Source organism: Petropleomorpha daqingensis (assembly GCF_013408985.1).
In the GTDB taxonomy this organism is placed as follows: Bacteria; Actinomycetota; Actinomycetes; order Mycobacteriales; family Geodermatophilaceae; genus Petropleomorpha; species Petropleomorpha daqingensis.
Genome location: NZ_JACBZT010000001.1, coordinates 3,251,705 through 3,273,727, shown reverse-complemented (window position 1 = coordinate 3,273,727; position 22,023 = coordinate 3,251,705). Strand labels below are relative to the sequence as shown.

Genomic DNA, 22,023 nt, shown 5'->3' with positions numbered 1-22,023 from the left:
GTGGAGGACACCGCGCTGCAGGCCGCCGAGCAGCTGCTCGGCGGCCTGCCGCCGTCCCCGGCGGTGTGGTGCTCCGGGCTGCGCAAGCGGTACGGACGACGGACCGCGGTCGACGGGGTCTCGTTCACCGTCGGCCGCGGCGAGGTCGTCGGTCTGCTCGGCCCCAACGGCGCGGGCAAGACGAGCGTGATCAAGATGCTGCTCGGGCTGGTGCGCCCCGACGCCGGCGAGGTCCTGCTGCTCGGCCGCCCGGGGCGCGATCCGGCGTCCCGGGAGCGGGTGGGCTACCTGCCCGAGCTCTTCCGGTACCAGCCGTGGCTGTCGGCCGCCGAGGTGCTCGCCGTGCACGTCCGGCTGGCCCGCGCGTCGGTCCCGGCCGAGGAGCAGCGGCAGGCGCTCGCACTGGTCGGCCTCGCCGACCGGGCCGGAGACCGCGTGAACGGTTTCTCCAAGGGCATGCAGCAGCGGCTCGGCCTCGCCGTCGCCCTGGTCGCCCGCCCGGAGCTCGTCGTCCTCGACGAGCCGACCAGCGCGCTGGACCCGCTCGGGCGGGCCGACGTCCGCGACCTCGTGCTCTCGCTCAAGGCGCGCGGGGTCGCGGTGCTGCTCAACTCGCACCTCATCGGCGAGGTCGAGCGGGTCTGCGACCGCGTGGTGATCCTCGACAAGGGCCGGGTCGCCGCCTCCGGCTCGCTGGCCGAGCTGCTCGGCCAGCGCGAGCTGCGGCTGCGCCTCGGCGCGGTGAACGCCGCGGCCGAGGCCCGGCTGGCCGCCACCGGGTCGCTGCACCGCAGCGGGGACGAGTTCACCGTCGTCCTCCCGGCCGAGGACGACGGCTCGACGGTGCCGGGCCTGATCACCGACCTGGTGGGCCTCGGCGTCCAGGTGCACGCGGTCGAGCCGGGCCGGATCAGCCTGGAGGAGCGCCTGCTCGGGATCCTGCGGCACGAGGAGGAGCAGCGATGAGCACCGTGCTGACCGTGGCCGGGCTGACGCTGCGCGAGGCCTCCCGCCGCAAGGTGCTGCGCGCGCTCGCCCTGCTCACCCTCGCGCTGCTGGGCCTGTCGGCGTGGGGCTTCTCCCGCTTGAACGACGAGCTCGGCGGCCTGACCAGCGGGGAGTCCAAACTGGTCGCCGCGCAGGTGCTCAACCTGGTCATGTTCGGGCTCAGCCTCATCGCGGCCCTGGGCACGGCGTTCCTGGCCGGGCCGACGCTGTCCGGCGAGGTGGAGTCGGGCCAGGCGCTGGCGGTGCTCGCCCGGCCGGTGCGGCGCTCCGCCGTCCTGGCCGGCAAGTGGCTCGGGCTGCTGGTGTTCGGCAGCGTGTTCGTCGCCGTGGCGGGCCTGGCCGAGTTCGTCGTCGTGCAGGTGACGATCGGCTACTGGCCGCCGGACCCGGTGATCGGGCTGCTGCTGCTCGCCGCTCAGACGGGGGTGCTGCTCACCCTCACCATCCTGCTGGCCACGGTCATCTCGCCGATGGCGTCGGGGATCGTCGCGGTCGGGCTGTTCGGCGCGACGTGGATCGCCGGCGTCGTGGGCAGCGTCGGCGACATCCTCGGCAACGAGGGCGTCGCGCGGGTCGGCACGATCTCCCGGATGCTGCTGCCCACCGACGGTCTCTGGCACGGCGCGATGTACGCCTTCCAGGACTCCTCGCTGCTGCGGCAGGTCACGCCGGGCAACGCCTCGCCGTTCTTCGGCACCGCCCCGCTCAGCGGCGTCTACCTGGTCTGGGTCGTCGTGTGGGTGCTGCTGATCGGCGGCCTCGCCGCGCTCGCCTTCCAGCGCCGGGACGTGTAGTCAGCGGCGAGGACTAGCGTTCGTCCTGATGGACGCGCCGCTGATTCCCACCGAGTCCGCCCTGCGCCGTGCGCTGACCCGCGCCGAGCGCGGTGTGCGGCTGGACGCCACCGAGGCCGAGACGCTGCTGCACGCCCGCGGGCTGGGCGAGGGCGAGCCGCTGGACCGGCTGCTGACCGCCGCCTCGCGGGTGCGCGACGCCGGGCTGGCCTCGGCCGGGCGGCCGGGGATCGTCAGCTACAGCCGCAAGGTGTTCATCCCGCTGACCCACCTGTGCCGCGACCGCTGCCACTACTGCACGTTCGTCACCACGCCCGGGCAGCTGCGCGCGTCGGGCAAGGCGCCCTACCTCTCCCCCGACGAGGTGCTGGAGATCGCCCGCCAGGGCGCGGCGCTGGGCTGCAAGGAGGCGCTGTTCACCCTCGGCGACCGGCCCGAGGAGCGCTGGCCGGTCGCCGCCGAGTGGCTGCACGCGCACGGCTTCGACTCCACGCTGGGCTACCTGCGGGCGATGGCGATCCGGGTGCTGGAGGAGACCGGCCTGCTCCCCCACCTCAACCCGGGCGTGCTGAGCTGGGAGGAGATCCAGCGGCTCAAGCCGGTCGCGGCGTCGATGGGCATGATGCTGGAGACGACGGCGACCCGGCTGTGGTCGCAGCCCGGCGGCCCGCACTTCGGCTCGCCGGACAAGGAACCCGCCGTGCGGTTGCGGGTGCTGGAGGACGCCGGGCGCTCCGCCGTCCCGTTCACCACCGGCGTGCTGCTCGGCATCGGCGAGAACTACGCCGAACGCGTCGAGGCGATCGGCGCGATCCGCGCGGCCCACCAGCGGCACGGGCACGTGCAGGAGGTCATCGTCCAGAACTTCCGGGCCAAGCCCCGGACGGCGATGGCCGCGCACGACGACCTGGAGCTGCAGGAGTACGTGGCGGCCGTCGCGGTGTCCCGGCTGCTGCTCGGGCCGAAGGCGCGGGTGCAGGCGCCGCCGAACCTGAGCGACTCCACCGAGCTCGGCCTGCTGATCCGCGCCGGGGTCGACGACTGGGGCGGGGTCTCGCCGCTCACGCCGGACCACGTCAACCCCGAGCGGCCGTGGCCGAACATCGACAAGCTCGCCGCGCTGACCGCCGAGGCCGGCTACACGCTGCGCGAGCGGCTGGCCGCCCAGCCGCCGTACGTCCTGTCCCCCGAGCCGTGGCTGGACCCGCGGGTGCGACCGCACGTCGCGGCGCTCGCCGGTCCGGACGGGCTGGCGGTCGAGGGCCGGATCCCGGCCGGCCTGCCGTGGCAGGAGCCGGACGAGTCGTGGGCCACCGCCGGAACGGGCCGGGTGGACCTGCACGTGGAGGTCGACACCGTGGGCCGGACCGGCGACCGGCGGTCGGACTTCGACGCCGTCTACGGCGACTGGCAGGACCTCCGCGACCGGACGACGGCCGCCCGTGACGGGCACTCCACCGCGCTGGCCGTCGGCGACCCGGAGGTGCGGGCCGCGCTGCGGCACGCCGAGGCCGACCCCGCGGGGCTGTCCGACGCGGAGTACCTGGCGCTGCTCGGCGCCGACGGTGCCGACCTGGACGCGCTGGCCGCGGTGGCCGACGCGGTCCGGGCTCAGGTCAACGGCGACGACGTCACCTACGTCGTGAACCGGAACATCAACTTCACCAACGTCTGCTACACCGGCTGCCGGTTCTGCGCCTTCGCCCAGCGGCGCACCGACGCCGACGCCTACACGCTGTCGATGCAGCAGGTCGGCGACCGGGTCGACGAGGCGTGGGCGGCCGGGGCGACCGAGATCTGCATGCAGGGCGGCATCCACCCCGACCTGCCCGGCACCGCCTACTTCGACCTGGCCCGCGAGGTGAAGCAGCGCCGGCCCGACATCCACCTGCACGCCTTCTCCCCGATGGAGATCGTCAACGGCGCGGCCCGCACCGGGCTCTCCTTCACCGACTTCCTCACCGGGCTCAAGGAGGCCGGCCTCGACTCGATCCCGGGGACGGCGGCGGAGATCCTCGACGACGACGTCCGCTGGGTGCTGACCAAGGGCAAGCTGCCGACGGCGACCTGGCTGGAGATCATCGGCACCGCGCACCGGATCGGCATCCCGACGACCTCGACGATGATGTACGGCCACGTCGACACCCCGGAGCACTGGGTCGCCCACCTGCGCACCCTGGCCCGGCAGCAGGACGAGACCGGCGGCTTCACCGAGTTCGTGCTGCTGCCCTTCGTGCACCACAACGCCCCGATCTACCTCGCCGGCGTCGCCCGGCCCGGCCCGACGGTGCGGGAGAACCGGGCGCTGCACGCCGTCGCCCGGCTGCTGCTGCACGGCCGGATCCCCAACATCCAGACCAGCTGGGTGAAGCTCGCCGAGGCCGGGACCAAGGCCGTGCTGACCGGCGGCGCGAACGACCTGGGCGGCACGCTGATGGAGGAGACGATCAGCCGGATGGCCGGCAGCGAGAACGGCTCGCTGAAGACCATCGCCGAGCTCGAGGCGATCGCGGCGGCCATCGGCCGCCCGGCCCGGCAGCGCACCACCGAGTACGGCACCCCGTCCGAGGAGCGGTTGCGCACCGCTCGCTCCGACGAGGGCCGCCGCCGGCTCACCCTCTCCATCACGCCCGCCTGAGACCGCCGCCGTCGCCCGAGGCCCGCTACCGTGCCGGGCATGGCGCAGGAGCACCGCCCCCTCCGGCACGTCCGGGCCGCAGAGCTGTCGAGCGACACCGCCCAGACCGGCGCGATGACCCGCCGGGAAGCCGTGGCGGGCAAGACCGTCGGCTCCGAGGCGTTGTGGATGGGCCAGGCGCACCTGCACCCCGGCGCGGACTCCGGCAACCACCACCACGGCGACACCGAGTCGGCGATCTACATCGTCTCCGGGCACCCGGTGTTCGTCTTCGCCCAGGACGGCGAGGAGGTCCGGCTGACGCCCGAGCCCGGCGACTACGTCTTCGTGCCGCCGTGGACCCCGCACCGGGAGGAGAACCCCGGCGACGAGGAGGCGGTCGTCGTCCTGGCCCGGAGCAGCCAGGAGGCCGTCGTCGTCGCCCTGCCGCCGGGTTCCCTCGCCTAGGTCTCAGACCTGCTTGGGCATGTGCCCGACGCCGAGGAAGTGCATGATCTTGTGCCCGGTGTCGGCAGTCGGCCCGACCATGCACGGGCACCCGCCGTCGATCACCGTGACGCCGTGCTCGCGGCCGTAGCGCGTCGCCTCGGCGGAGACGCTGCCCGCGCCCGGCCCGCGGTGCATCCAGACCCGGTCGATGCCGAGGTCCACGCACTCGCGCATCGTCTCCTCGGCGTGGGCGGGGCTGGTCGCGATCACGACGCCGTCGACGCCGTCGGGCACCGACTTGAGGTCGTGGAAGGCGCGATCGCCCTCGACCTCGTCGGCGTTCGGGTTGATCGGGAACACCTCGTAGCCGCGCTCCCTCAGCCGCTTGTAGACGACGTTCGCGCCGTGGTCCTTCGGGGCCCGGGACACCCCGGTCACGGCGATCCGGTGCTGGGCGAGGAAGTCCGCGGTGGCCTGCTTGACGGGGATCATGCGTCCACGCTCGCCGCCCGCGGGCCGGCGCGGCAGTCGGCATTGGTCCTGTGATCGAGGTCCGATCGTCCCCGCGCGGAGAAGGGGTGTGCCGGGGCTGACGGCCCCTTACCTTTCCGCCCCATGTCCTTCCTCCGCACTGCGCTGGTCAGCGCCGGGTTGCTCCTCCTCGGCGGTTGCTCGTCCTTCGTGACCGGGATGGGCGAGTCGGCGAACGCGGCGCTCGAGGAGGCACTGCAGGTCGGCGTCGACGGCTTCGAGAGCGCCGACGTCCCCGCGCCGCCGAGCCGGATCTGCGGGTCGTCGTCCGACCGCGGACCGGAGGTCGATGCGACGCTGCGGCAGCCGGCGTCGGCCGGCTACACCGACGGCGACGCCGAGCTGCACGTCTGGGCGTGGCGGTCGGACTCCGCCCAGGAGGTCGTCGACCGCGCCGTCGACGGCTCGGACGCGTGCGAGCAGGAGATCTACGCCGACTACGACACCGACGGCGACGGGCAGCTCGACGCGGGCAGCCACACGGTCACCACCGCCGGGCGCTACGACCGCAACGGCTGGACCGGGGTGGCCGTCGGGACCGAGGAGGACGGCGACCCGACGGTGGTCACCCGCTACGTGCGCATGGGCGACGTCGTCGTCCTCGTGACCCTCACCGGCGGCGGGGACGACGCGAACGCGACCGTCGACGACTACCTCGAGGCGGTCGGGGCCGCCCTCTGACGGGTCACCCCGCCGGGACGAGGCCGGGGCGGGCCCGGGTGCCCGACGCTGAGCGGGACCGGTCGAAGGGGTGCGCCATGTCGGAGAGCAGGCAGCAGAGCCGGACCACGAGCGGTCCGCGAGAGCCGGACGTGCCGGAGGTCGTGCCGCCGGAACCGCCGCACTCGGCCTGGGGCGGCTGGGTCACCTTCGCCGGCATCATGATCGCCCTGGTCGGCGTGTTCCACGTGCTGGAGGGGGTCATCGCGCTCGCCGAGCCCGACCACTACGCGGTCAGCTCCCGCGGCCTGGTCCTGCACTGGAGCTACACGACCTGGGGCTGGATCCACCTGATCGGCGGCCTCGTCCTGATCGCCGCCGGGGTCGGGGTGCTCAACCGCAACAAGCTCTCCCGCATCATCGGTGTGGTGGCAGCGGGGCTCAGCGCGCTGGTGAACCTGACGTTCATCTCGGCCGCGCCGGTGTACGCCCTCATCGTGATCGCGATCGACGTCGTCTTCATCTACGCGATCTGCGTGCACGGCGGCGAGGTGCCGGTGAACAAGGGCAACGAGCGGACCACCGGGTTCACCGGGCCGGGAGCGACCGACCACAGCCCGTTCGCCGGCGCCTGACCCGGACGGCAGGTCACCCGGCGCGCAGCAGCGCCGCCAGCGCGCCGACGTCGGGCAGGTCGAGGTGCGGCCGCAGGTGCTCGGGCAGGTGCGCGAAGGACTCCGCGTGCCCGATGCCGGTGTGCACGGCGACGGCGAACGCGCCGCCCTTGTGCGCCATCGGCACCTCGAGCTCGGGGTCGTCGCCGACCACGGCCAGCTCCGGCACCGGCACGCCCAGGTGCCGGCTCGCCGTCCGCAGGGCCTGCACCGAGGGCTTGCCGACGACGGTGACCCGGGTGCGCGTCACGTCGCGGACGACGGCGCTGATCGCCCGCGACGAGCCGAGCGTGCGCCCCTCCGAGGTGGCGAAGTAGGGCGACTGCGACGCGCTGTAGTACGCCGCCCCCGCCGAGACCGCCTCGATCGCCGCCTCCAGCGCCTCGATGGTCAGCTCCTGCCGGTACCAGCCGGCGAACACCGCGTCGCACGTCGTCCCGCGCAGCGGCGGCAGCGCCTCGATGCCGGCCTGCTCGAGCACCTCGGTGATCCCCTTGACGCCGAGCACCATCACCCGCCGGTGCCCGCGCCGGCGGAACACCTCGACCGCGGACGACGCCGGGGTCAGCACGCCGTCGGACGGCACCGGTAGGCCGGCCTGCCGCAGCGCGTCGGCGCACTGCGCCGGTGTCTTCACCGTGCCGTTGGTGAACACGCAGAACGGCAGGTTCAGCTCGCGCAGCGTCGTCAGGAACTCGAGGGCGCCCGGCAGAAGGGCCAGGCCCTTGTTGTTGCGGTCGCCCAGCACCAGCGTGCCGTCCATGTCGAGGACGAACCCGCGCACCCCCCGCAGCTCAGGCACGGCGCACCGCCAGCGAGAACCCGGGCTTGGTCACCGCGAGGTCGTGCACCGACGGCCGTGACCCGAGCTCGCCCAGCAGCGACAGCACCGGCGCCAGCGACGGGTTGTAGTGGTCGGGCGCGGGCCCGGCGGCGACCATCGCGTCGACCTGCTCGGCCGGCATGTGCGCGCGCAGCAGCAGCTCCTCGTCGGAGACGCCGGGGAACCGCCTGCGCAGCTCCTCCGGCGACGGCGGGGGCGGCTCGGCGGCGAGCTCGCGGGCCCGCGGCCGGTCGAGGATCCGGTCGAGGACGTCGGGCTGGATCGGCGCGGTCGGCCGGCCGAAGGTGCCCTGCGCGTAGCGGATCACCTGGTCGGGCACGTTCGCGTAGCGCTCCCCCATCACGTTGAACAGCGCCTGCGAGACCACCATCTGCGGGAACGGCGTCACCATGATCGGGTGGCCGAGCTCGGCGCGGACCCGGCCGACCTCCTCGATGAGCGACTCGAACCGGTCCTCCATGCCGATCTCGCGCAGCTGCCGCCGGGTCGTGGTGAGCACGCCGCCGGCGATCTGGTGGTGCAGGAACGCCGCGTCGAAGTCCTGCGGCCGCCCGACCGGCAGCTCCTCGGCCGCGGCGTGCCGGTCGAAGAACCGGCAGGCCAGGTCCAGCGCCCGGTCGTCGATGTCGACGGTGTGCCCCATCTCGCGCAGGTTGGCCACCGTGCGCTGCGCCTCCGGCAGCGATGAGCCGTTGCCCAGCGCGCCGCAGCCGACCTGCACCACCTCCACGCCCAGCGAGGGCGCGATCGCGTAGGTCTGCATCGACAGCCCGATGGTGGCGTGCGAGTGCAGCTCCAGCGGGGTGTCGCCGAGCTGCGCCTTGATCGCGGGGAAGAGGGTGCGCGCACGGTCCGCCGACAGGATCCCGGCCGGGTCCTTGACGTAGACGCGGTCGATGTCGGGGCACTCGCGCATCTGCCGGGCGAGGTCGGCGTAGAACGCGTCGTCGTGCACCGCGCTGATCGTGAACGTCAGCGCGCCGACGACCTCCTCGATGCCTGCCTTCTTCAGCCGGCGGGCGGTCTCCCGGGCGGCGTCCATGTCGTGCATCGGGTCGAGGACGACGACCCGGTCGATGCCGTTGACCGCCAGCCGGTCGTACACCAGCTGCATCGTCTCCGGGTGCGAGTTCTCCCAGGAGATGAACCGGAACCCGGTGCCGATCAGCTGCAGCTTCGTCGTCGGCATGAGCGCGCGGGTGCGCCGGATCCGCTCCCACGGGTCCTCGCGGTGGTTGCGGACGGCGACGCCCATCGCCGTGCTGGAGGTGTAGTCCAGCGCCCGGAAGCCGACCCGCTCGAGGACCGGCGCGACCTGCAGGATGTGCGCCGTCCGGAGCCCGGTCGCCCCCCACAGGCTCTGGTTCCCGTCGCGGATCGAGACGTCGACGAGCCCCACGTTCACGAGGCCACCGCCAGGTCGCGGGAGAGGAACCGCTCGAAGAAGGCGGTGTCCACGCCGCCGGCGGCGAACTCGGCGTCGGCCAGCAGCGCCTGGTGCACCGGCACCGTCGTCGTCACCCCGTCGATGCGCAGCAGGTCCAGCGCCGCCCGCGCGCGGGCGAGCGCGTCGGCGCGGTCGGTGCCGTGCACGATCAGCTTCGCCAGCAGGGAGTCGTAGAACGGCGGGACGACGGAGCCGCCCTGCACGTGGGTGTCGACCCGGATGCCGTCGCCGACCGGCAGCACCACGCGCTCGATCTGCCCGGGCGACGGGCGGAAGTCGTGCGCCGCGTCCTCGGCGTTGATCCGGCACTCCACGGCGTGCCCGGTGAGGACGACGTCCTCCTGGCGCAGCCGCAGCGGCAGACCCTCCGCGACGGCGAGCTGCTCGGCGACCAGGTCGAGGCCGGTGACCGCCTCGGTGACGGGGTGCTCGACCTGGATGCGGGCGTTCATCTCCAGGAAGTAGAAGCTCTCCCGCTGCCGGTCGTAGAGCAGCTCGACGGTGCCCAGCCCCCGGTAGCCGAGGTGCACCGCGAGGGCGAGAGCGGCCGACGCCATGTCGGCACGCACCCGGTCGGGGATCAGCGGGGCCGGCGCCTCCTCGAACAGTTTCTGGTAGCGCCGCTGCACCGAGCAGTCGCGGTCGCCCAGCGCCACCGCCGACGAGCCGTCGCCGAGCACCTGCACCTCGACGTGCCGGCCGGACTCGACGTAGCGCTCCAGGTAGACCCGTGGATCGCCGAACGCCGCGGCGGCCTCGCTGCTGGCCAGGTCGAGGGTGTGCGCCAGCTCGCCGGCCGACCGCACCCGCTTCATCCCGCGGCCGCCCCCGCCGCCGACCGCCTTGACCAGCAGCGGGTAGCCGACCTCGGCCGCCACCGCCTGGGCCGCGGCCAGGTCGGCCGCCTCGCCGCCCGGCACGACCGGCAGCCCGGCGGCCAGCGCGTGCCTTCGGGCGGTGAGCTTGTCGCCCACCGCGTGCAGCGACTCGACCGACGGGCCCACGAAGACCAGCCCGGCCTCCGCGCAGCCCTGCGCCAGCGCCGGGTTCTCGCTGAGGAACCCGTAGCCGGGGTGCACGGCGTCGGCACCGACCGCCAGCGCCGCACGCACCACCGCCGCCGGGTCGAGGTAGGACTGCGCGGCCGGGGCCGGCCCGAGCCGCACGACGCGGTCGGCCAGCCGGGCCGGCAGCGCGTCGAGGTCGGCGTCGGAGGCGGCCAGCACCGATTCGATGCCCAGCCGGGCACAGGTGCGGATCACCCGCGCCGCGATCTCCCCGCGGTTGGCGATCAGCAGCCGGTGGATCCGGTGGCTCATGCCGGCTCCACGACGCAGAGGACGGCGTCCTTCTCGGCGAACTCGCCGTTGCCGGTGCGGAACTCCACCACCGTGCCGCGGACCCCGGCGTGCACCGGCGTCATCATCTTCATGGTCTCGACGATGCCGACGACGGTGTCGTCCTCGACCGGGTCGCCGACGTCGACGAACGGCGGCGCGCCGGGCTGCGGCGCCCGGTAGAACGTGCCGAGCAGCGGCGGCCGGACGGCGACCAGCCCCTCGCCCACCTCTGCCTGCACCGGCGCCGGCTCGTCCTCCTCGCCGACTGCGGACAATTGGCTCTCCACCACCGGGGTGCGCAGGACCTGCTGCTCGGCGGTCCAGCCGGCCGCCGCGCCCTCGCGGCGCAGGGTGAGCGTCAGCTCCGCCGTCTCCAGGTGCAGCTCGGCCAGGCCGCTGGAGTCGAGCACGCGCAGCACGTCACGGACGTCGTCCGGGCTCAGCTGCACCTCAGGCCCCCTGCTTCTTGCCACCGAGGACGTTGAGCACGTGGTCGAACGGGCGCGCGGCCGGCGTCGCCACGGGTGCGGCCGCGGCGTCCTTCTCCGCCCACACCGTCTCCGGGCGGCTCTGCAGGAGGAACAGCTCGCCGGAGTCGTCGATCGCCCACTCGATGTCCTGCGGGCTGCCGTAGTGCGCCTCGACGGCGCGGGCGGTCGCCACCAGCGCGGCCAGCTCCTCGGCCGAGATCGACGGGATGTCCTGCAGCTCGCCGGGCACGTCGCGGTCGATCACCCCCGATCCGCGCGGGTCCGGGCGGTGCCAGGTGCACTTGGTCGCGATGAACCGCTTGGCCACCTCGCCGGTCACCTTGCTGACGACGAACGAGTCCGGCGTGACCTCGCCGCTGACCACCGCCGACCCCAGTCCCCAGCTGGCGTCGACGCAGACCACCGACCGGTCGCCGTTGAGCGGGCTGCGGGTGAACATCACGCCCGAGCTGCGGGAGTCGACCATGCGCTGGACGACGACGGCCATCGCCAGGTCGTCCTCGGCGAGCGCGCGGCGCAGCCGGTAGCTCACCGACTCGACGCTGTAGAGGCTGGCCCAGCAGCGCCGCACCGCCTCGAGGACGGCGTCGGCGCCGCGCACCCACAGGTAGGTGTCCTGCAGGCCGGCGAAGCTCGCCTCCGCCGAGTCCTCGCTGGTCGCCGAGGAGCGCACCGCCACCGGCAGGTCGGGCTCCCCGAGCGCCTCGTACGCGGCGGTGATCGCGGCGGCGACGTCGTCCGGCAGGGGCGCGGTCTCGACGACCGCCCGCAGCTCGGCGCACGGGCCGGCCAGGTCGCCGTCAGGGTCGAGCGCGGACACCCGCTCGGCGAGACCGAGCCCGCCCACCGCCGTCCGGAAGGCCGTCGTCGTCACCACGAAGCCGTCGGGGACCCGGATGCCGGCGCGCAGCAGCTCCCCCAGCGACGCGCCCTTGCCGCCGGCGGCCGGGACGTCGTCCCGGCCGAGCTCGGCGAAGGGCAGGACGGTCATCGCAGCACCGTCACGATGCCGCGGTCACCGTCGACCCGGACCCGGTCGCCGGTCTGGATCTTCGCCGTCGCCTGCCCGGTGCCGACGACGGCGGGCATGCCGTACTCGCGGGCGACGATCGCGGCGTGCGACATCGTGCCGCCGATGTCGGAGACCGCGGCGGCGATCTTGCCGAACACGGGGCCCCAGCTCGGCGCGGTCACCGGGCAGACCAGGATCTCGCCCTCGCGGATCGAGCCGATGTCGTTGACGTTCATCAGCACCCGGGCGACGCCCTCGACCACGCCCGGCGAGGCGGCGTAGCCGCGGACGGTGTTCTCGTCGAGCGACTCGTCGCCGAGCCAGGTCTGCACGGTGTCGTCGGTGATCCCCCACAGCATCTTCACCGCGGGGTCGTTGAGCGCCGGCGGCACCGGGCCGAGCGCCGGCGGCGGCGACCACTGGGCCAGCGCCTCGAGGATCTCCTTGCGGCGGGCCACGATCGGCTGCCAGTGCCGGGCACCGAGCTCGGTGCCACCGCCGGCCCAGGCCAGCATGACGTCGACCAGAGCGTCCTCGACCTCGACCGAGCGCAGGTGGAACACGTCGTCGGCCTCGCGCAGCACGCCGCGGGAGGCGAGCAGCTGGCCGAAGGCGCGGATCTTCTGGAAGAACCGCGTGGTGAACCAGTGCTCGCAGTAGAACTTGTGCGACTCGATGTAGGGGAACACCTGCCGGCACAGACCGAGCATCTGGTCGAAGGCGGCCTTCTCCTCCTCCGAGCCGAGCAGCGCGCGGTGCTCGTCGGCGATGCGGTCGCGCTCCTCGGCCAGCCGCTCGGTGGGCCGGGTGAGGTCCTCACCGGCGCGGATCTGCTCGACGTAGCGGGGCAGCGCGGCGAACGGGACCGTCAGGTCGTCGGCCCAGGACAGGTGGTGGTGGTAGAAGCCGTCGCCGACCGAGACGTGGAACCAGGGGTCCTTGGCCTCCTCGAACGCGGCCAGCCACCGCTGCCCGTTGCCGCCGCGCTCGCCCAGCGAGGAGAGCACCTTGGCCGGGTCCGCGCCCTCGACGAACAGGTCGGCCACGTCGAGCTCGACGGCCAGCGCGGCGAGCTTCTTCAGCTCGTCGTCCGGGCGGTACATGGTGACGTCCATGCCGGCGACCATCCGGGCCACCATCTGGTCGCCCATCTCCGGGAACGCCTGCTTGCAGAACTCGAAGAAGACGACGTAGGCGCCGTAGCCGAGCTGCAGCATCTCGGTGTGGTAGTGCCACATCTTCGAGTACAGGTCGATGCAGCGGTGGAAGTTCTCGCGGAGCAGGTGGTTGGTCGCGTAGCCGCGGCCGCTGGTGACCACGGAGATGTCGTCGAGGTCGCCCAGCACCGGGACCTCGACCGCCTCGATCTCGGCGATCAGCGCGTCCATCCGCTGCTGCCACTCGCCGTAGAGCCGGTCCCAGTTCGCGTAGTAGTAGCCGGCCCGCTCCTGGAAGTGCGGCAGCCGCCGCTCGATCTCCTCGGGGTCCAGCACCGGGTTCGCGGTGATGTACACGCGGCCGTTGACGATGCGGTACTCGATGCCCAGCGTCGTCGGGAAGGAGAACAGGCGGGCCAGGTTCGCCCCGATCGCGGTGTAGGGGATCTCCGAGGTGACGCCGTCGAAGGCCGGGATGACCTCGGGGAAGTGCATCGAGTTGTAGAACCAGAACCGCTGGTCGTCCTCGGGCTGGAAGCGGGTGAAGTACGGGTACATCTGCTCCCACCCCTCCGCGCCGGGCACGTCGGCGATCTGGGAGGGCAGCGGGAACGAGCGAGTAGTCAAGCGAGCCTCCTCGGCCAATGGGTTCAGTAGTCGCGCTGGGTGCGGGCGTACTCGACGTAGTCGGCCAGGGCGTCGGGATCGGCCATGGCGTGCGGATCGGCGACCGACGACGGGTCGGCGCCCAGGAGGATCCGGCGGACCGGGATCTCCATCTTCTTGCCGCTGCGGGTCAGCGGGACGGCGCGCACCGCGACGATCCGGTCGGGGACGTGCCGCGGGCTGTACTCCTGGCGCAGCGAGCGCCGCAGCCGCGCGTCCAGCTCGTCGGTGAGCTCCTGCCCCGGCCGCAGGACGACGAACAGCGGCATGAAGAAGCCGCCGCCGGGCAGGTCGAGGTTGACCACGAGCGAGGTGAGGACGGCGGGGTCGTCCTCGACGACGCGGTAGATCTCCGCGGTGCCGATCCGCACGCCCTGCCGGTTGAGCACGGCGTCGGAGCGGCCGCGGACGAAGCAGCCGCCGCGCTCGTTGACCTCGAAGAAGTCGCCGTGCCGCCACACGCCGGGAAAGGTCTCGAAGTAGCTGGCCCGGTAGCGCTCGCCGTCCTCGTCGCCCCAGAAGAACAGCGGCATCGAGGGCATGGGCTGGGTGATCACCAGCTCGCCGACGCGGCCGACGACCGGCCGGCCCTCGTCGTCCCAGGCCTCGGCGGCCACCCCGAGCGAACGCGCCTGGATCTCGCCGGCGCGCACCGGCAGGGTCGGCACCCCGCCGACGAACCCGCAGCAGCAGTCGGTGCCGCCGCTGCCGGTGGCGATCCAGAGGTCGTCCTTGACGTTCTCGTAGAACCACGCGGTGATCGCCGGGGAGACCGGTGAGCCCGCGGGCATGATCGTCTCCAGCGCGGAGAGGTCGAAGCGCTCCTTGGGGACGACGCCGGCCTTCTGCATGAGCTCGACGAAGCTGGGGCTGGCGCCGAACAGCCGGGCGCGGCTGTCCTGCGCGGTCCGCCAGAGCACGTCGACGTCGGGGTGGGCGGGGTTGCCGTCGTAGAGCACCGGGACGGCGCCGACCAGCATCATGCCGATCAGCGAGTTCCACATCATCCAGCCGGTCGTGGTGAAGAAGAACGTCCGGTCACCGGGCCGCAGGTCCATGTGGAAGCTGGTCAGCATCAGGTGCTCGACGAGGATGCCGCCGTGCCCGTGCACGATCGCCTTGGGCAGGCCGGTGGTGCCGGAGGAGAACAGCACCCAGAGCGGGTGGTCGAACGGGACCTGCTCGAACTCGAGCTCGTCGGGCTCGGGTCCGGTGACGATCTCCGCCCACGAGGTGCCGGTCGACTCCAGCCCGAGCACCGGGACGGTCACGACCTCCCGCAGCGTCGGCAGCCCGGCGACGATCTCGGCCACCTCGGCGCGGCGGTCGAAGTCCCGGCCGCCGTACCGGTAGCCGTCGGCGGCGATCAGCACGGTGGGCTCGAGCTGGCCGAGCCGGTCGAGGACGCCCCGGGAGCCGAAGTCGGGTGAGCAGGTGGCCCACACCGCGCCGACGGCGGCCGTGGCCAGCATCGCCACGACCGCCTCGGGGACGTTGGGCAGGTAGGCCACGACGCGGTCGCCGGGTCGCACGCCGCGCTCGCGCAGGTGGGTGGCGACCACCCGCACCGAGCGGGCGAACTCGGCCCACCCGACCTCGCGCACCGGTTCGGTCTCGCTGACCGTCAGCAGCGCCGGCTCGTCGGGCCGCTCGTTGCGCAGCACGTGCTCGGCGAAGTTCAGCCGCGCGCCGGGGAACCAGCGAGCCCCGGGCATGGTCCGCTCGGCGAGGACGGCGGTCGGCGGGACCGAGGCGCGGACGTCGAAGAAGTCCCAGATCGCTCCCCAGAACTCCTCGACCTCGGTGGTCGACCAGCGCCACAGCGCCTCGTAGTCGGGGAACTCGCGGCCGGTGCGCTGCGCGGCGAACCGGGTGAACGCGGTGAGCCGGGTGCGCTCGGCCTGCTCGGGCGTCGGCGTCCAGAGCAGGTCGCCCTCGCGCACCGCGAGCCCGGTCCCGTGCGGCGCCGTCGTCCCCATGCGTCGAACACTGGTCGGCGGGCGGTGTGACGGGCAACACTGTTCTGCCGACTTTTCACACCGCGAAAACCAGGAGGCCCTGCCGGTGCGCGACTACCGGGTCAAGCCCATCGACTCGCTCTCGCGCGGGCTGGAGGTGCTGCAGGTCCTGCAGGAGTCGCGGGCGGCCAGCCTGCACGACCTGCACCTGGCGACCGGCATCCCGAAGCCGACGCTGACCCGGATCCTCAAGACCGCGCACCTGCACGGGCTGGTATGGCAGCGCATGGTCGACGGCGCCTTCCTGCCCAGCCACACGCTGCAGCGGCGGGTGGAGAGCGACGACGACGCGTGGCTGGTGGAGATCGGCTCACCGGTGCTCGAGGAGCTCTCGCGGCGGGTGCGCTGGCCCTCCGTGCTGTCGGTGCCGCGGCTGGACCACATGGAGACGCTGGAGACCAACAGCTCGCGCACCTACTTCGACGGGCTGCCGCCCCGCCCGCACGGCTTCCGGGTGAACATGCTCGGCTCGGCCTCCGGCCGCGCCTACCTGTCCTGGTGCCCGGAGCCGGAGTTCGAGGCGGTGCTGGCCCGGCTGCGCAACAAGGAGGGCCGGGCGTACGCGCTCGCCCGGGACGACGCCGCGGTGCGCAAGCTCGTCGCGACCACGCGGCGGCGCGGCTACGCCGTCCGGGCGCCCGACTTCGGCGGCGACCACGACCGGCCCCGCTCGGAGGCCGACGACGGTCGTGAGTCGATCGCAATGCCGATCCGGCTGGACGACCGGGTCGTGGGCTGCATCAACCTCACGTGGTGGCGTCGGGTCGTGTCGCTCACGGGCAGCGTGCAGCTGCACCTCGAGGACCTGCGCACCGCCGTCCGCACCGTCGAGGAGCGCGCCCGCGCCGCCGGGCTCGGGGTGTGATCCGGCGTCCGGCCGGTCATGACACCGCTGTGCGCGGGGGTGTCGTCGTCTTCGACCTGGACAAGGTGCTGCTCGGCGGGGACGCCACGACGCTGTTCCTGCACGGGCGGCTGCGCCGGTCGCCGGCCCGGCTGGTGCCGCTGCTGCTGGCCGCCCCGCTGCTGGTGCCGGGGTCCGCCGTTCCGCAGCTGCGCCCGCTGGCCGCGCGGGCGATGACCCGGCTGGCGGTCGGCCGGGACGACGACGACGTCGCGGCGGTCGCCGAGGCCTACGAGGAGGCGCTCACCCGCAAACCCGAGGCGGCGGTCGGCGACGCGATCGCGTGCGTCCAGGAGCACCGGGCGGCCGGCGACGTCGTCGTCGTGGCCACCGGCTGCGAGGAGGTGCTGGCCCGCGGCTACCTGCGGGCGATCGGGCTGGGCGACCTCGACGTCGTCGGCTCGAACGGGTCGCTCCCGCCGCGGCGGGCGATCGGCGGCGCCAAGGTCGAGATGCTGACCGAGCGCGGCTACCCGCCGCCGTGGCGGGCGGTCTACAGCGACAGCGTCTCGGACCTGCCGCTGTTCGCCGGTACGCCGCGACCGGTGCTCGTCAACGCCGGCGAGGACGACGCCCGGAGGGTCGGGCGGGTCCTCGGCCGGCGTCCCGAGGTGGTCACCTGGCGCTAGAGGGTGGCGAGGACCTCGTCGAGCTTCTCGTAGCCCTCGATCGCGCCGGTCTCCATGCCGCTGACGACGAAGGCGTCCCGGTCGGCGAACGAGTCGACCAGCGAGGTGCCCGTCAGGCGGGTGCGGCCGTCGCCGAGGTCCTCGAAGACCAGCTTCTCGAGGGCGACGCCGTCCGGCATGCCCTCGAAGGTGAAGGTCTGCACGATGAGCTCGTTCGGCCGCACCTCGTGGAAGGTGCCGCGGAAGCCGAACTCGTCGTCGCCGCGGGTCTGCACGAACCGGTACGAGCCCCCGGTGCGGCAGTCCCACCCGTCGATGCGGGTCGACAGGCTGCGCGGCCCGGCCCAGCGGGCGAACAGGTCGGGGTCGACGTGCGCCCGGAACACCTTCTCGGGCGGGGCGTCGAACTCGCGGGTCATCCGGACCAGCGGGACCTCCTGGTCGACCTCGATCTGCGTCTCCCGGGTGCGGGCGGTGGTCATTGCTGTTCCCCTTCCTCGTCGGGCATCGATGACAGGACGTCGTCGAGACGGCGGTAGCGCTCCTCGGCCTCGCGGCGGTAGCGCTCGATCCACGTGGTCATCAGGTCGAACACCTCCGCCTCGAGGTGCACCGGTCGGCGCTGGGCCTCCCGGCTGCGGCTGACCAGGCCGGCCTCCTCGAGCACCTTGAGGTGCTTGGAGACCGCCTGGACGGTGACCTCGTACGGCCGGGCGAGCTCGAGGACCGTGGCATCGCCGCTCGCCAGCCGGGCCACCATGTCGCGGCGCAGCGGATCGGACAGCGCCGCGAACACCCGGGACAGCGGATCGGCCGCCATGCCCCCTCCTCGTGCTCAACCGTTCGGTTGAAGAAGACGCTAGCCCTCGTCGCCGTCGTCGTCAACCATCTGGTTGAGCACAGCGGTTCCTGTGAGCCGTCCGTTAGCGTGCCTGGCGTGAGCTCGCCCGACGTCCGTCCGCCGTCCCCCCTCGACTCCCTGGCCGACCGGTTCGTCGACGAGTACGCCGCGGCCGATCCCGTCGTGGCCACGTACCTCGGCGTGCCCGGGCACGACGACGAGTGGTTCGACCTGACCCTCGAGGGGCACGCGCGTCTCGCCGACCTGGTGCGCCGCACGCGTGCGGAGGCGGCCGCGCTGACGCCGGTCGACCGCCGCGACGAGGTGGCCCGTGCGGCCATGCTCGAGCGGCTCGGCGCCGAGCTGGACCGGCACGAGGCCGGGCTGGCGCAGTCGGACCTGAACACCTCGGCCAGCCCGCTGCAGATGTTCCGGATGATCTTCGACCTCATGCCGACCGAGACCGAGGAGAACTGGGCGACCATCGGCCGCCGGCTGACCGCGATGCCCGCGGCGCTCGACGGGTATGCGGACGGGCTGGTGGCCGCGGCGGAGGGCGGCCACGTCTCGGCCGCGCGACAGGTCCGGCTGGCCGCCGGCCTGGCACGGCAGTGGGCCGGCACGCCGGCACAGCCCGGCGCGTTCCAGGAGCTGGCAGGCAACGCTCCCCAGGACGGCGCGGTCGACCGCGACGTGGAGCGCGGGGCCCGCGAGGCGTCGGCCGCCCTGCACTCCTTCGCCGACCGGCTGGAGCGCGAGCTGCTGCCGAAGGCGCCCGAGCGCGACGCCGCGGGCCGCGACCGGTACACCGTCGAGTCGCGGTTCTTCACCGGCGTCGAGCTCGACCTGGAGGAGACCTACGCCTGGGGTTGGGAGGAGCTGGCCCGCATCGTCGCCGCCAAGCAGGCGGTGGCCGAGCAGATCGCTCCCGGCGAGGGCGTGGCCGGTGCGATGGCGGCACTGGACGCCGACCCGGCGCGGCTGGTCCGCGGCCGGCCCGCGCTGCAGGACTGGCTGCAGGAGAGCGCCGACCGGGCGATCGCCGCCCTCGACGGCGTCCACTTCGACATCCCCGACCCGGTGCGCACCCTGGAGGGCCGGGTCATCGGCATCTCCGGTCTCGGCGTCTACTACAGCGGCCCGTCGGAGGACTTCAGCCGGCCGGGGCGGATGTGGTGGTCGCTGCCCGACGGCGTCGACGAGATGACCACCTGGCGGGAGACGACGACGGTCTTCCACGAGGGCGCACCCGGGCACCACCTGCAGATCGGGCAGACCGTCTACAACGCCAAGCTGCTCAACCGCTGGCAGCGGCTGCTGCTCGACTGCGCCGCGCATGCCGAGGGCTGGGCGCTCTACGCCGAGCGGCTGATGGAGGAGCTCGGCTTCCTCGAGGACCCGGGCGACCGGCTGGGCATGCTCGACGCGCAGGAGCTGCGGGCCGCGCGCGTCGTCCTCGACATCGGCGTGCACCTCGACCTGCCGATGCCCGCCGCCGAGGAACTGGGCACCCGCTGGACCTACGACTCGACCGCGGAGTTCCTCCGCCGGCACGTGTCGATGGAGGACCAGATGCGCACCGACGAGCTGCACCGCTACCTCGGCTGGCCGGGGCAGGCACCGGTCTACAAGGTGGGCGAGCGGGTCTTCCTCACCGGCCGCGACGAGGCCAAGGCACGGCACGGCGCCGACTTCGACCTCAAGGCCTGGCACCGGTCGGTGCTCGACCTCGGCCCGCTCGGGCTCGGCCCGCTCACCGCCGAGCTCGCCCGCCTGTAGGCCGTTGTGCCCTCGGTGAACGGCCCTGTTCGTCGGCCGTCCGCCGGTGCCAGCGTGGCGGGATGAGCGGGTACGACCCGTTCGCGCCCGGACCGTTCGAGGTCGCTGCGACCACGGTGGAGCTCCCCGACCGAGCCCGGGGCCGGACGTTGCGCTGCGAGCTGTGGGAACCGGCCGGGCCGGCGGGACCGCTCGTCGTCTACTCGCACCACGCCGGGGGCACCGGGCGGGTGGCCTGCTTCCTGACCCGGCACCTCGCCTCGCACGGCTACCGCGTCGCCGCGGTCGACCACAGCGAGACCTCCGTCCCGGAGCTGCAGCCCCGGGCCGGCGAGACCCCGACCGAGCGGGCCGCCCGGGTCGAGGCGATCGTCGGCAGCCGGGTCCCCGACGTCCGGCTGGTCCTCGACCGTCTCGCGTCCGACGCCGCCGGCCTGGTCGGGCACAGCCTCGGCGGCTGGACCGTGCTGGCGGCGCCGGACGACGACCCGCGGGTGGGCGCCGTGGTCGCGCACGCTCCGGGCGGCAGCCGGCACCCGGTCCCGGGGGTGGTGGCGGCGCCGCTGCGGTTCACCCGCGCGGTGCCGACCCTGGTGCTCGCCGCCGAGGACGACGAGCCGGTGCCGCTGGACGACGTCCTGGACGTGTTCGGCCGCATCCCCGGACCGCGCCGGCTCGCCGTGCTCGAGGCGGCCGGCCACCAGCACTTCGCCGACGAGATCGAGCCCGGTACCGCGACGCCGGAGGAGCCGCAGGCCTTCGTCCGCGGCCTCACGCTCGCGCATCTGGACGCGTACCTGCGCGGCATCGCCGCCGCTCACGCAGTGCTCGAGCGGAGTGCTACGGCGCGGTTTCCGCGTCCCTCGCACTCCGCTCGGCAGGAGACCGGCGGCGGTTGCGCACCAGGCCGACTGCCGTGACCAGGACGCCGAGACCGCACAGCACCCATCCGACGACCCACGCCGCCGCACAGCAGCAGCAGCGCCAGACCGACGGAGACGACCGCGGCCCCGCCGCCGAGCACTGTGCGGGGACCGTCCGGGCGCTGGGTCAGCAGCATGGCCACGGTGACGACCAGCACCGCGAGCACGAGGGTCGTCACGAGGGCAGCTTCCCAGCCGGAGTAGGAAAGGTCGTGTGCGAGCGATCTCCTACACCAAGTCCGGCGGCCCCGACGTCCTCGAGCTGACCGACCGGCCCGTTCCCGAGCCCGGTCCGGGCGAGGTGCGGGTCAAGGTCGCCTTCTCCGGGGTCAACCCGACCGACTGGAAGTCCCGTGCCGGCACCGATCCGGCCTTCCCGGACGGGCAGATCCCCAACCAGGACGGCTCGGGCACCGTCGAGGCGGTCGGCGAGGGCGTCGACCCCGTGCTGGTCGGCGAGCGGGTGTGGATCTGGGAGGCGGCCTACCAGCGGCCGTGGGGCACCGCCGCCGAGCACACCGTCGTCCCCGCCCGGCAGGTGGTGCTGCTCGGGCCGGACCCGTCGTTCGAGCTGGGCGCGGCCCTGGGCATCCCGTTCCTCACCGCGCACCGCTGCCTGACCGTCGCCGAGTCGCTGCCCGACCGCATCGGCCCCGGCTCGCTGACCGGGCACGCGGTGCTCGTGCAGGGCGGCGCGGGCGCGGTCGGCAACGCCGCGATCCAGCTCGCCCGCTGGGCCGACGCCACCGTGATCGCGACGGTGAGCAGCCCGCAGAAGGCGCAGCTCGCCGCGGCCGCCGGCGCCACGCACGTGATCGACTACAAGCAGCAGGACGTCGTGGCGGAGGTCCGCAAGATCGTCCCGCACGGCGTGGACGCGATCGTCGAGGTGGCCGCGGCCCAGAACGCCGCCGTGGACGCTCAGGTGATCGGCCTGCACGGCGCGGTGGCGATCTACGCCGCGACCGGCGACCAGGGCATCACCATCCCGATCCGCTCGCAGATGGCGCCCAACGCCCGCTGGCAGTTCGTGCTGGTCTACGCCGAGCCGGAGCGGGCCAAGGCGATCGGGGTGGAGGACGTGAACGCCGCCGTCCTGGACGGCGCGGTGCGCGTGGGCGGCGAGGCCGGGCTGCCGCTGCACGTCTACCCCCTCGCCGAGACCGCCGTGGCGCACCAGGCCGTCGAGGAAGGCGCCGTCGGCAAGGTCCTCATCGACGTCACCGCCTGATCCGGAG

The 22,023-nt window shown here is 73.6% G+C and carries 21 protein-coding genes; 11 read left to right on the top strand and 10 right to left on the bottom strand.

All coding sequences use genetic code 11. The features are described 5' to 3' along the window. Genes GGQ55_RS16275 through GGQ55_RS16260 form a run of 4 tightly spaced genes read left to right on the top strand, consistent with a single transcriptional unit; the run spans position 1 to position 4,887 of the window. Positions 1-966 (top strand): ABC transporter ATP-binding protein, encoded by a 966-nt coding sequence (locus GGQ55_RS16275; protein ID WP_366489493.1) that lies wholly within the window; start codon positions 1-3, stop codon positions 964-966. After that, positions 963-1,802, top strand: coding sequence for an ABC transporter permease (locus GGQ55_RS16270; RefSeq protein WP_179718436.1), 840 nt, complete (start codon positions 963-965; stop codon positions 1,800-1,802). Before GGQ55_RS16275 ends, GGQ55_RS16270 begins: the two co-directional genes overlap by 4 nt. 28 nt (positions 1,803-1,830) lie before the next feature. Continuing rightward, the gene (locus GGQ55_RS16265) at positions 1,831-4,440 is read left to right on the top strand and encodes a bifunctional FO biosynthesis protein CofGH (RefSeq protein ID WP_179718434.1); all 2,610 of its coding nucleotides are present in this window, start codon (positions 1,831-1,833) and stop codon (positions 4,438-4,440) included. Positions 4,441-4,479: 39 nt separating this feature from the next. Then, entirely contained in the window at positions 4,480-4,887 is a 408-nt protein-coding gene (locus tag GGQ55_RS16260) for a cupin domain-containing protein (RefSeq protein WP_179718432.1), read from the top strand. Positions 4,888-4,890: 3 nt separating this feature from the next. Here GGQ55_RS16260 and GGQ55_RS16255 read toward each other — a convergent pair whose 3' ends face one another. After that, positions 4,891-5,361, bottom strand: coding sequence for a CoA-binding protein (locus tag GGQ55_RS16255; protein WP_179718430.1), 471 nt, complete (start codon positions 5,359-5,361; stop codon positions 4,891-4,893). A 123-nt stretch (positions 5,362-5,484) separates the two neighbouring features. Here GGQ55_RS16255 and GGQ55_RS16250 point away from each other — a divergent pair, with 123 nt between their 5' ends. Both GGQ55_RS16250 and GGQ55_RS16245 read left to right on the top strand, forming a co-directional pair. Beyond that, entirely contained in the window at positions 5,485-6,081 is a 597-nt protein-coding gene (locus GGQ55_RS16250; protein WP_179718428.1) for a hypothetical protein, read from the top strand. Positions 6,082-6,158: 77 nt separating this feature from the next. Further along, entirely contained in the window at positions 6,159-6,695 is a 537-nt protein-coding gene (locus GGQ55_RS16245) for a DUF7144 family membrane protein (protein ID WP_179718426.1), read from the top strand. A gap of 13 nt (positions 6,696-6,708) precedes the next feature. On the opposite strand, the gene GGQ55_RS16240 is transcribed toward GGQ55_RS16245, so the two are convergent. The 7 genes from GGQ55_RS16240 to GGQ55_RS16210 are packed head-to-tail and all read right to left on the bottom strand — an operon-like array spanning position 6,709 to position 15,670. Beyond that, entirely contained in the window at positions 6,709-7,536 is an 828-nt protein-coding gene (locus GGQ55_RS16240; protein WP_366489489.1) for an HAD-IIA family hydrolase, read from the bottom strand. After that, complete coding sequence (locus GGQ55_RS28480; RefSeq protein WP_179718423.1) at positions 7,529-8,983, bottom strand: biotin carboxyl carrier protein; 1,455 nt, start codon at positions 8,981-8,983, stop codon at positions 7,529-7,531. Before GGQ55_RS28480 ends, GGQ55_RS16240 begins: the two co-directional genes overlap by 8 nt. Continuing rightward, positions 8,980-10,344 (bottom strand): acetyl-CoA carboxylase biotin carboxylase subunit, encoded by a 1,365-nt coding sequence (locus GGQ55_RS16230; protein WP_179718421.1) that lies wholly within the window; start codon positions 10,342-10,344, stop codon positions 8,980-8,982. The genes GGQ55_RS28480 and GGQ55_RS16230 overlap by 4 nt, the downstream gene beginning before the upstream one ends. Then, positions 10,341-10,814: an acetyl-CoA carboxylase biotin carboxyl carrier protein gene (locus tag GGQ55_RS16225; protein ID WP_179718419.1), complete on the bottom strand. Its 474-nt coding sequence runs from the start codon at positions 10,812-10,814 to the stop codon at positions 10,341-10,343. Before GGQ55_RS16225 ends, GGQ55_RS16230 begins: the two co-directional genes overlap by 4 nt. Before the next feature lies 1 nt (position 10,815). Then, entirely contained in the window at positions 10,816-11,847 is a 1,032-nt protein-coding gene (locus GGQ55_RS16220) for a PEP/pyruvate-binding domain-containing protein (protein WP_179718417.1), read from the bottom strand. Continuing rightward, a complete protein-coding gene (locus GGQ55_RS16215; RefSeq protein ID WP_179718415.1) occupies positions 11,844-13,652 on the bottom strand; it encodes a PEP-utilizing enzyme in 1,809 nt (602 codons plus the stop codon). The genes GGQ55_RS16220 and GGQ55_RS16215 overlap by 4 nt, the downstream gene beginning before the upstream one ends. A 23-nt stretch (positions 13,653-13,675) precedes the next feature. Further along, positions 13,676-15,670 carry an acetoacetate--CoA ligase gene (locus tag GGQ55_RS16210; protein ID WP_179718413.1) on the bottom strand — a complete coding sequence of 665 codons (1,995 nt, stop codon included), beginning with the start codon at positions 15,668-15,670 and terminating at the stop codon, positions 13,676-13,678. Between the two features lie 85 nt (positions 15,671-15,755). Between GGQ55_RS16210 and GGQ55_RS16205 the strand changes: the two genes are divergently transcribed. Then, on the top strand, positions 15,756-16,574 hold the full coding sequence (locus GGQ55_RS16205; protein ID WP_179718411.1) for a helix-turn-helix domain-containing protein: 819 nt from the start codon (positions 15,756-15,758) through the stop codon (positions 16,572-16,574). 29 nt (positions 16,575-16,603) lie between these two features. Next, positions 16,604-17,242 carry an HAD family hydrolase gene (locus GGQ55_RS16200; protein ID WP_179718409.1) on the top strand — a complete coding sequence of 213 codons (639 nt, stop codon included), beginning with the start codon at positions 16,604-16,606 and terminating at the stop codon, positions 17,240-17,242. Here the strand turns inward: GGQ55_RS16200 and GGQ55_RS16195 are convergent. Next, entirely contained in the window at positions 17,239-17,724 is a 486-nt protein-coding gene (locus GGQ55_RS16195) for an SRPBCC family protein (protein WP_179718407.1), read from the bottom strand. The genes GGQ55_RS16200 and GGQ55_RS16195 overlap by 4 nt on opposite strands. Further along, positions 17,721-18,062 (bottom strand): ArsR/SmtB family transcription factor, encoded by a 342-nt coding sequence (locus tag GGQ55_RS16190; protein ID WP_179718405.1) that lies wholly within the window; start codon positions 18,060-18,062, stop codon positions 17,721-17,723. Before GGQ55_RS16190 ends, GGQ55_RS16195 begins: the two co-directional genes overlap by 4 nt. Positions 18,063-18,179: 117 nt before the next feature. On the opposite strand from GGQ55_RS16190, the gene GGQ55_RS16185 reads away from it, so the two are divergent. The 3 genes from GGQ55_RS16185 (at position 18,180) to GGQ55_RS16175 (ending at position 22,016) form a co-directional block, all read left to right on the top strand. Further along, a complete protein-coding gene (locus tag GGQ55_RS16185; RefSeq protein ID WP_179718403.1) occupies positions 18,180-19,862 on the top strand; it encodes a DUF885 domain-containing protein in 1,683 nt (560 codons plus the stop codon). A 62-nt stretch (positions 19,863-19,924) separates the two neighbouring features. After that, positions 19,925-20,782: an alpha/beta hydrolase family protein gene (locus GGQ55_RS16180; RefSeq protein ID WP_179718402.1), complete on the top strand. Its 858-nt coding sequence runs from the start codon at positions 19,925-19,927 to the stop codon at positions 20,780-20,782. A gap of 217 nt (positions 20,783-20,999) precedes the next feature. After that, a complete protein-coding gene (locus tag GGQ55_RS16175) occupies positions 21,000-22,016 on the top strand; it encodes an NADPH:quinone reductase (RefSeq protein ID WP_179718400.1) in 1,017 nt (338 codons plus the stop codon). The last annotated feature ends 7 nt before the right edge of the window (positions 22,017-22,023 follow it).

Coding starts and splice junctions, on each gene's coding strand:
- GGQ55_RS16270 (WP_179718436.1), top strand. CDS start 963: ATGAGCACCGTGCTGACCGTGGCCGGGCTGACGCTGCGCGAGGCCTCC.
- GGQ55_RS16265 (WP_179718434.1), top strand. CDS start 1,831: ATGGACGCGCCGCTGATTCCCACCGAGTCCGCCCTGCGCCGTGCGCTG.
- GGQ55_RS16260 (WP_179718432.1), top strand. CDS start 4,480: ATGGCGCAGGAGCACCGCCCCCTCCGGCACGTCCGGGCCGCAGAGCTG.
- GGQ55_RS16255 (WP_179718430.1), bottom strand. CDS start 5,361: ATGATCCCCGTCAAGCAGGCCACCGCGGACTTCCTCGCCCAGCACCGG.
- GGQ55_RS16250 (WP_179718428.1), top strand. CDS start 5,485: ATGTCCTTCCTCCGCACTGCGCTGGTCAGCGCCGGGTTGCTCCTCCTC.
- GGQ55_RS16245 (WP_179718426.1), top strand. CDS start 6,159: ATGTCGGAGAGCAGGCAGCAGAGCCGGACCACGAGCGGTCCGCGAGAG.
- GGQ55_RS16230 (WP_179718421.1), bottom strand. CDS start 10,344: ATGAGCCACCGGATCCACCGGCTGCTGATCGCCAACCGCGGGGAGATC.
- GGQ55_RS16220 (WP_179718417.1), bottom strand. CDS start 11,847: ATGACCGTCCTGCCCTTCGCCGAGCTCGGCCGGGACGACGTCCCGGCC.
- GGQ55_RS16210 (WP_179718413.1), bottom strand. CDS start 15,670: ATGGGGACGACGGCGCCGCACGGGACCGGGCTCGCGGTGCGCGAGGGC.
- GGQ55_RS16195 (WP_179718407.1), bottom strand. CDS start 17,724: ATGACCACCGCCCGCACCCGGGAGACGCAGATCGAGGTCGACCAGGAG.
- GGQ55_RS16190 (WP_179718405.1), bottom strand. CDS start 18,062: ATGGCGGCCGATCCGCTGTCCCGGGTGTTCGCGGCGCTGTCCGATCCG.
- GGQ55_RS16180 (WP_179718402.1), top strand. CDS start 19,925: ATGAGCGGGTACGACCCGTTCGCGCCCGGACCGTTCGAGGTCGCTGCG.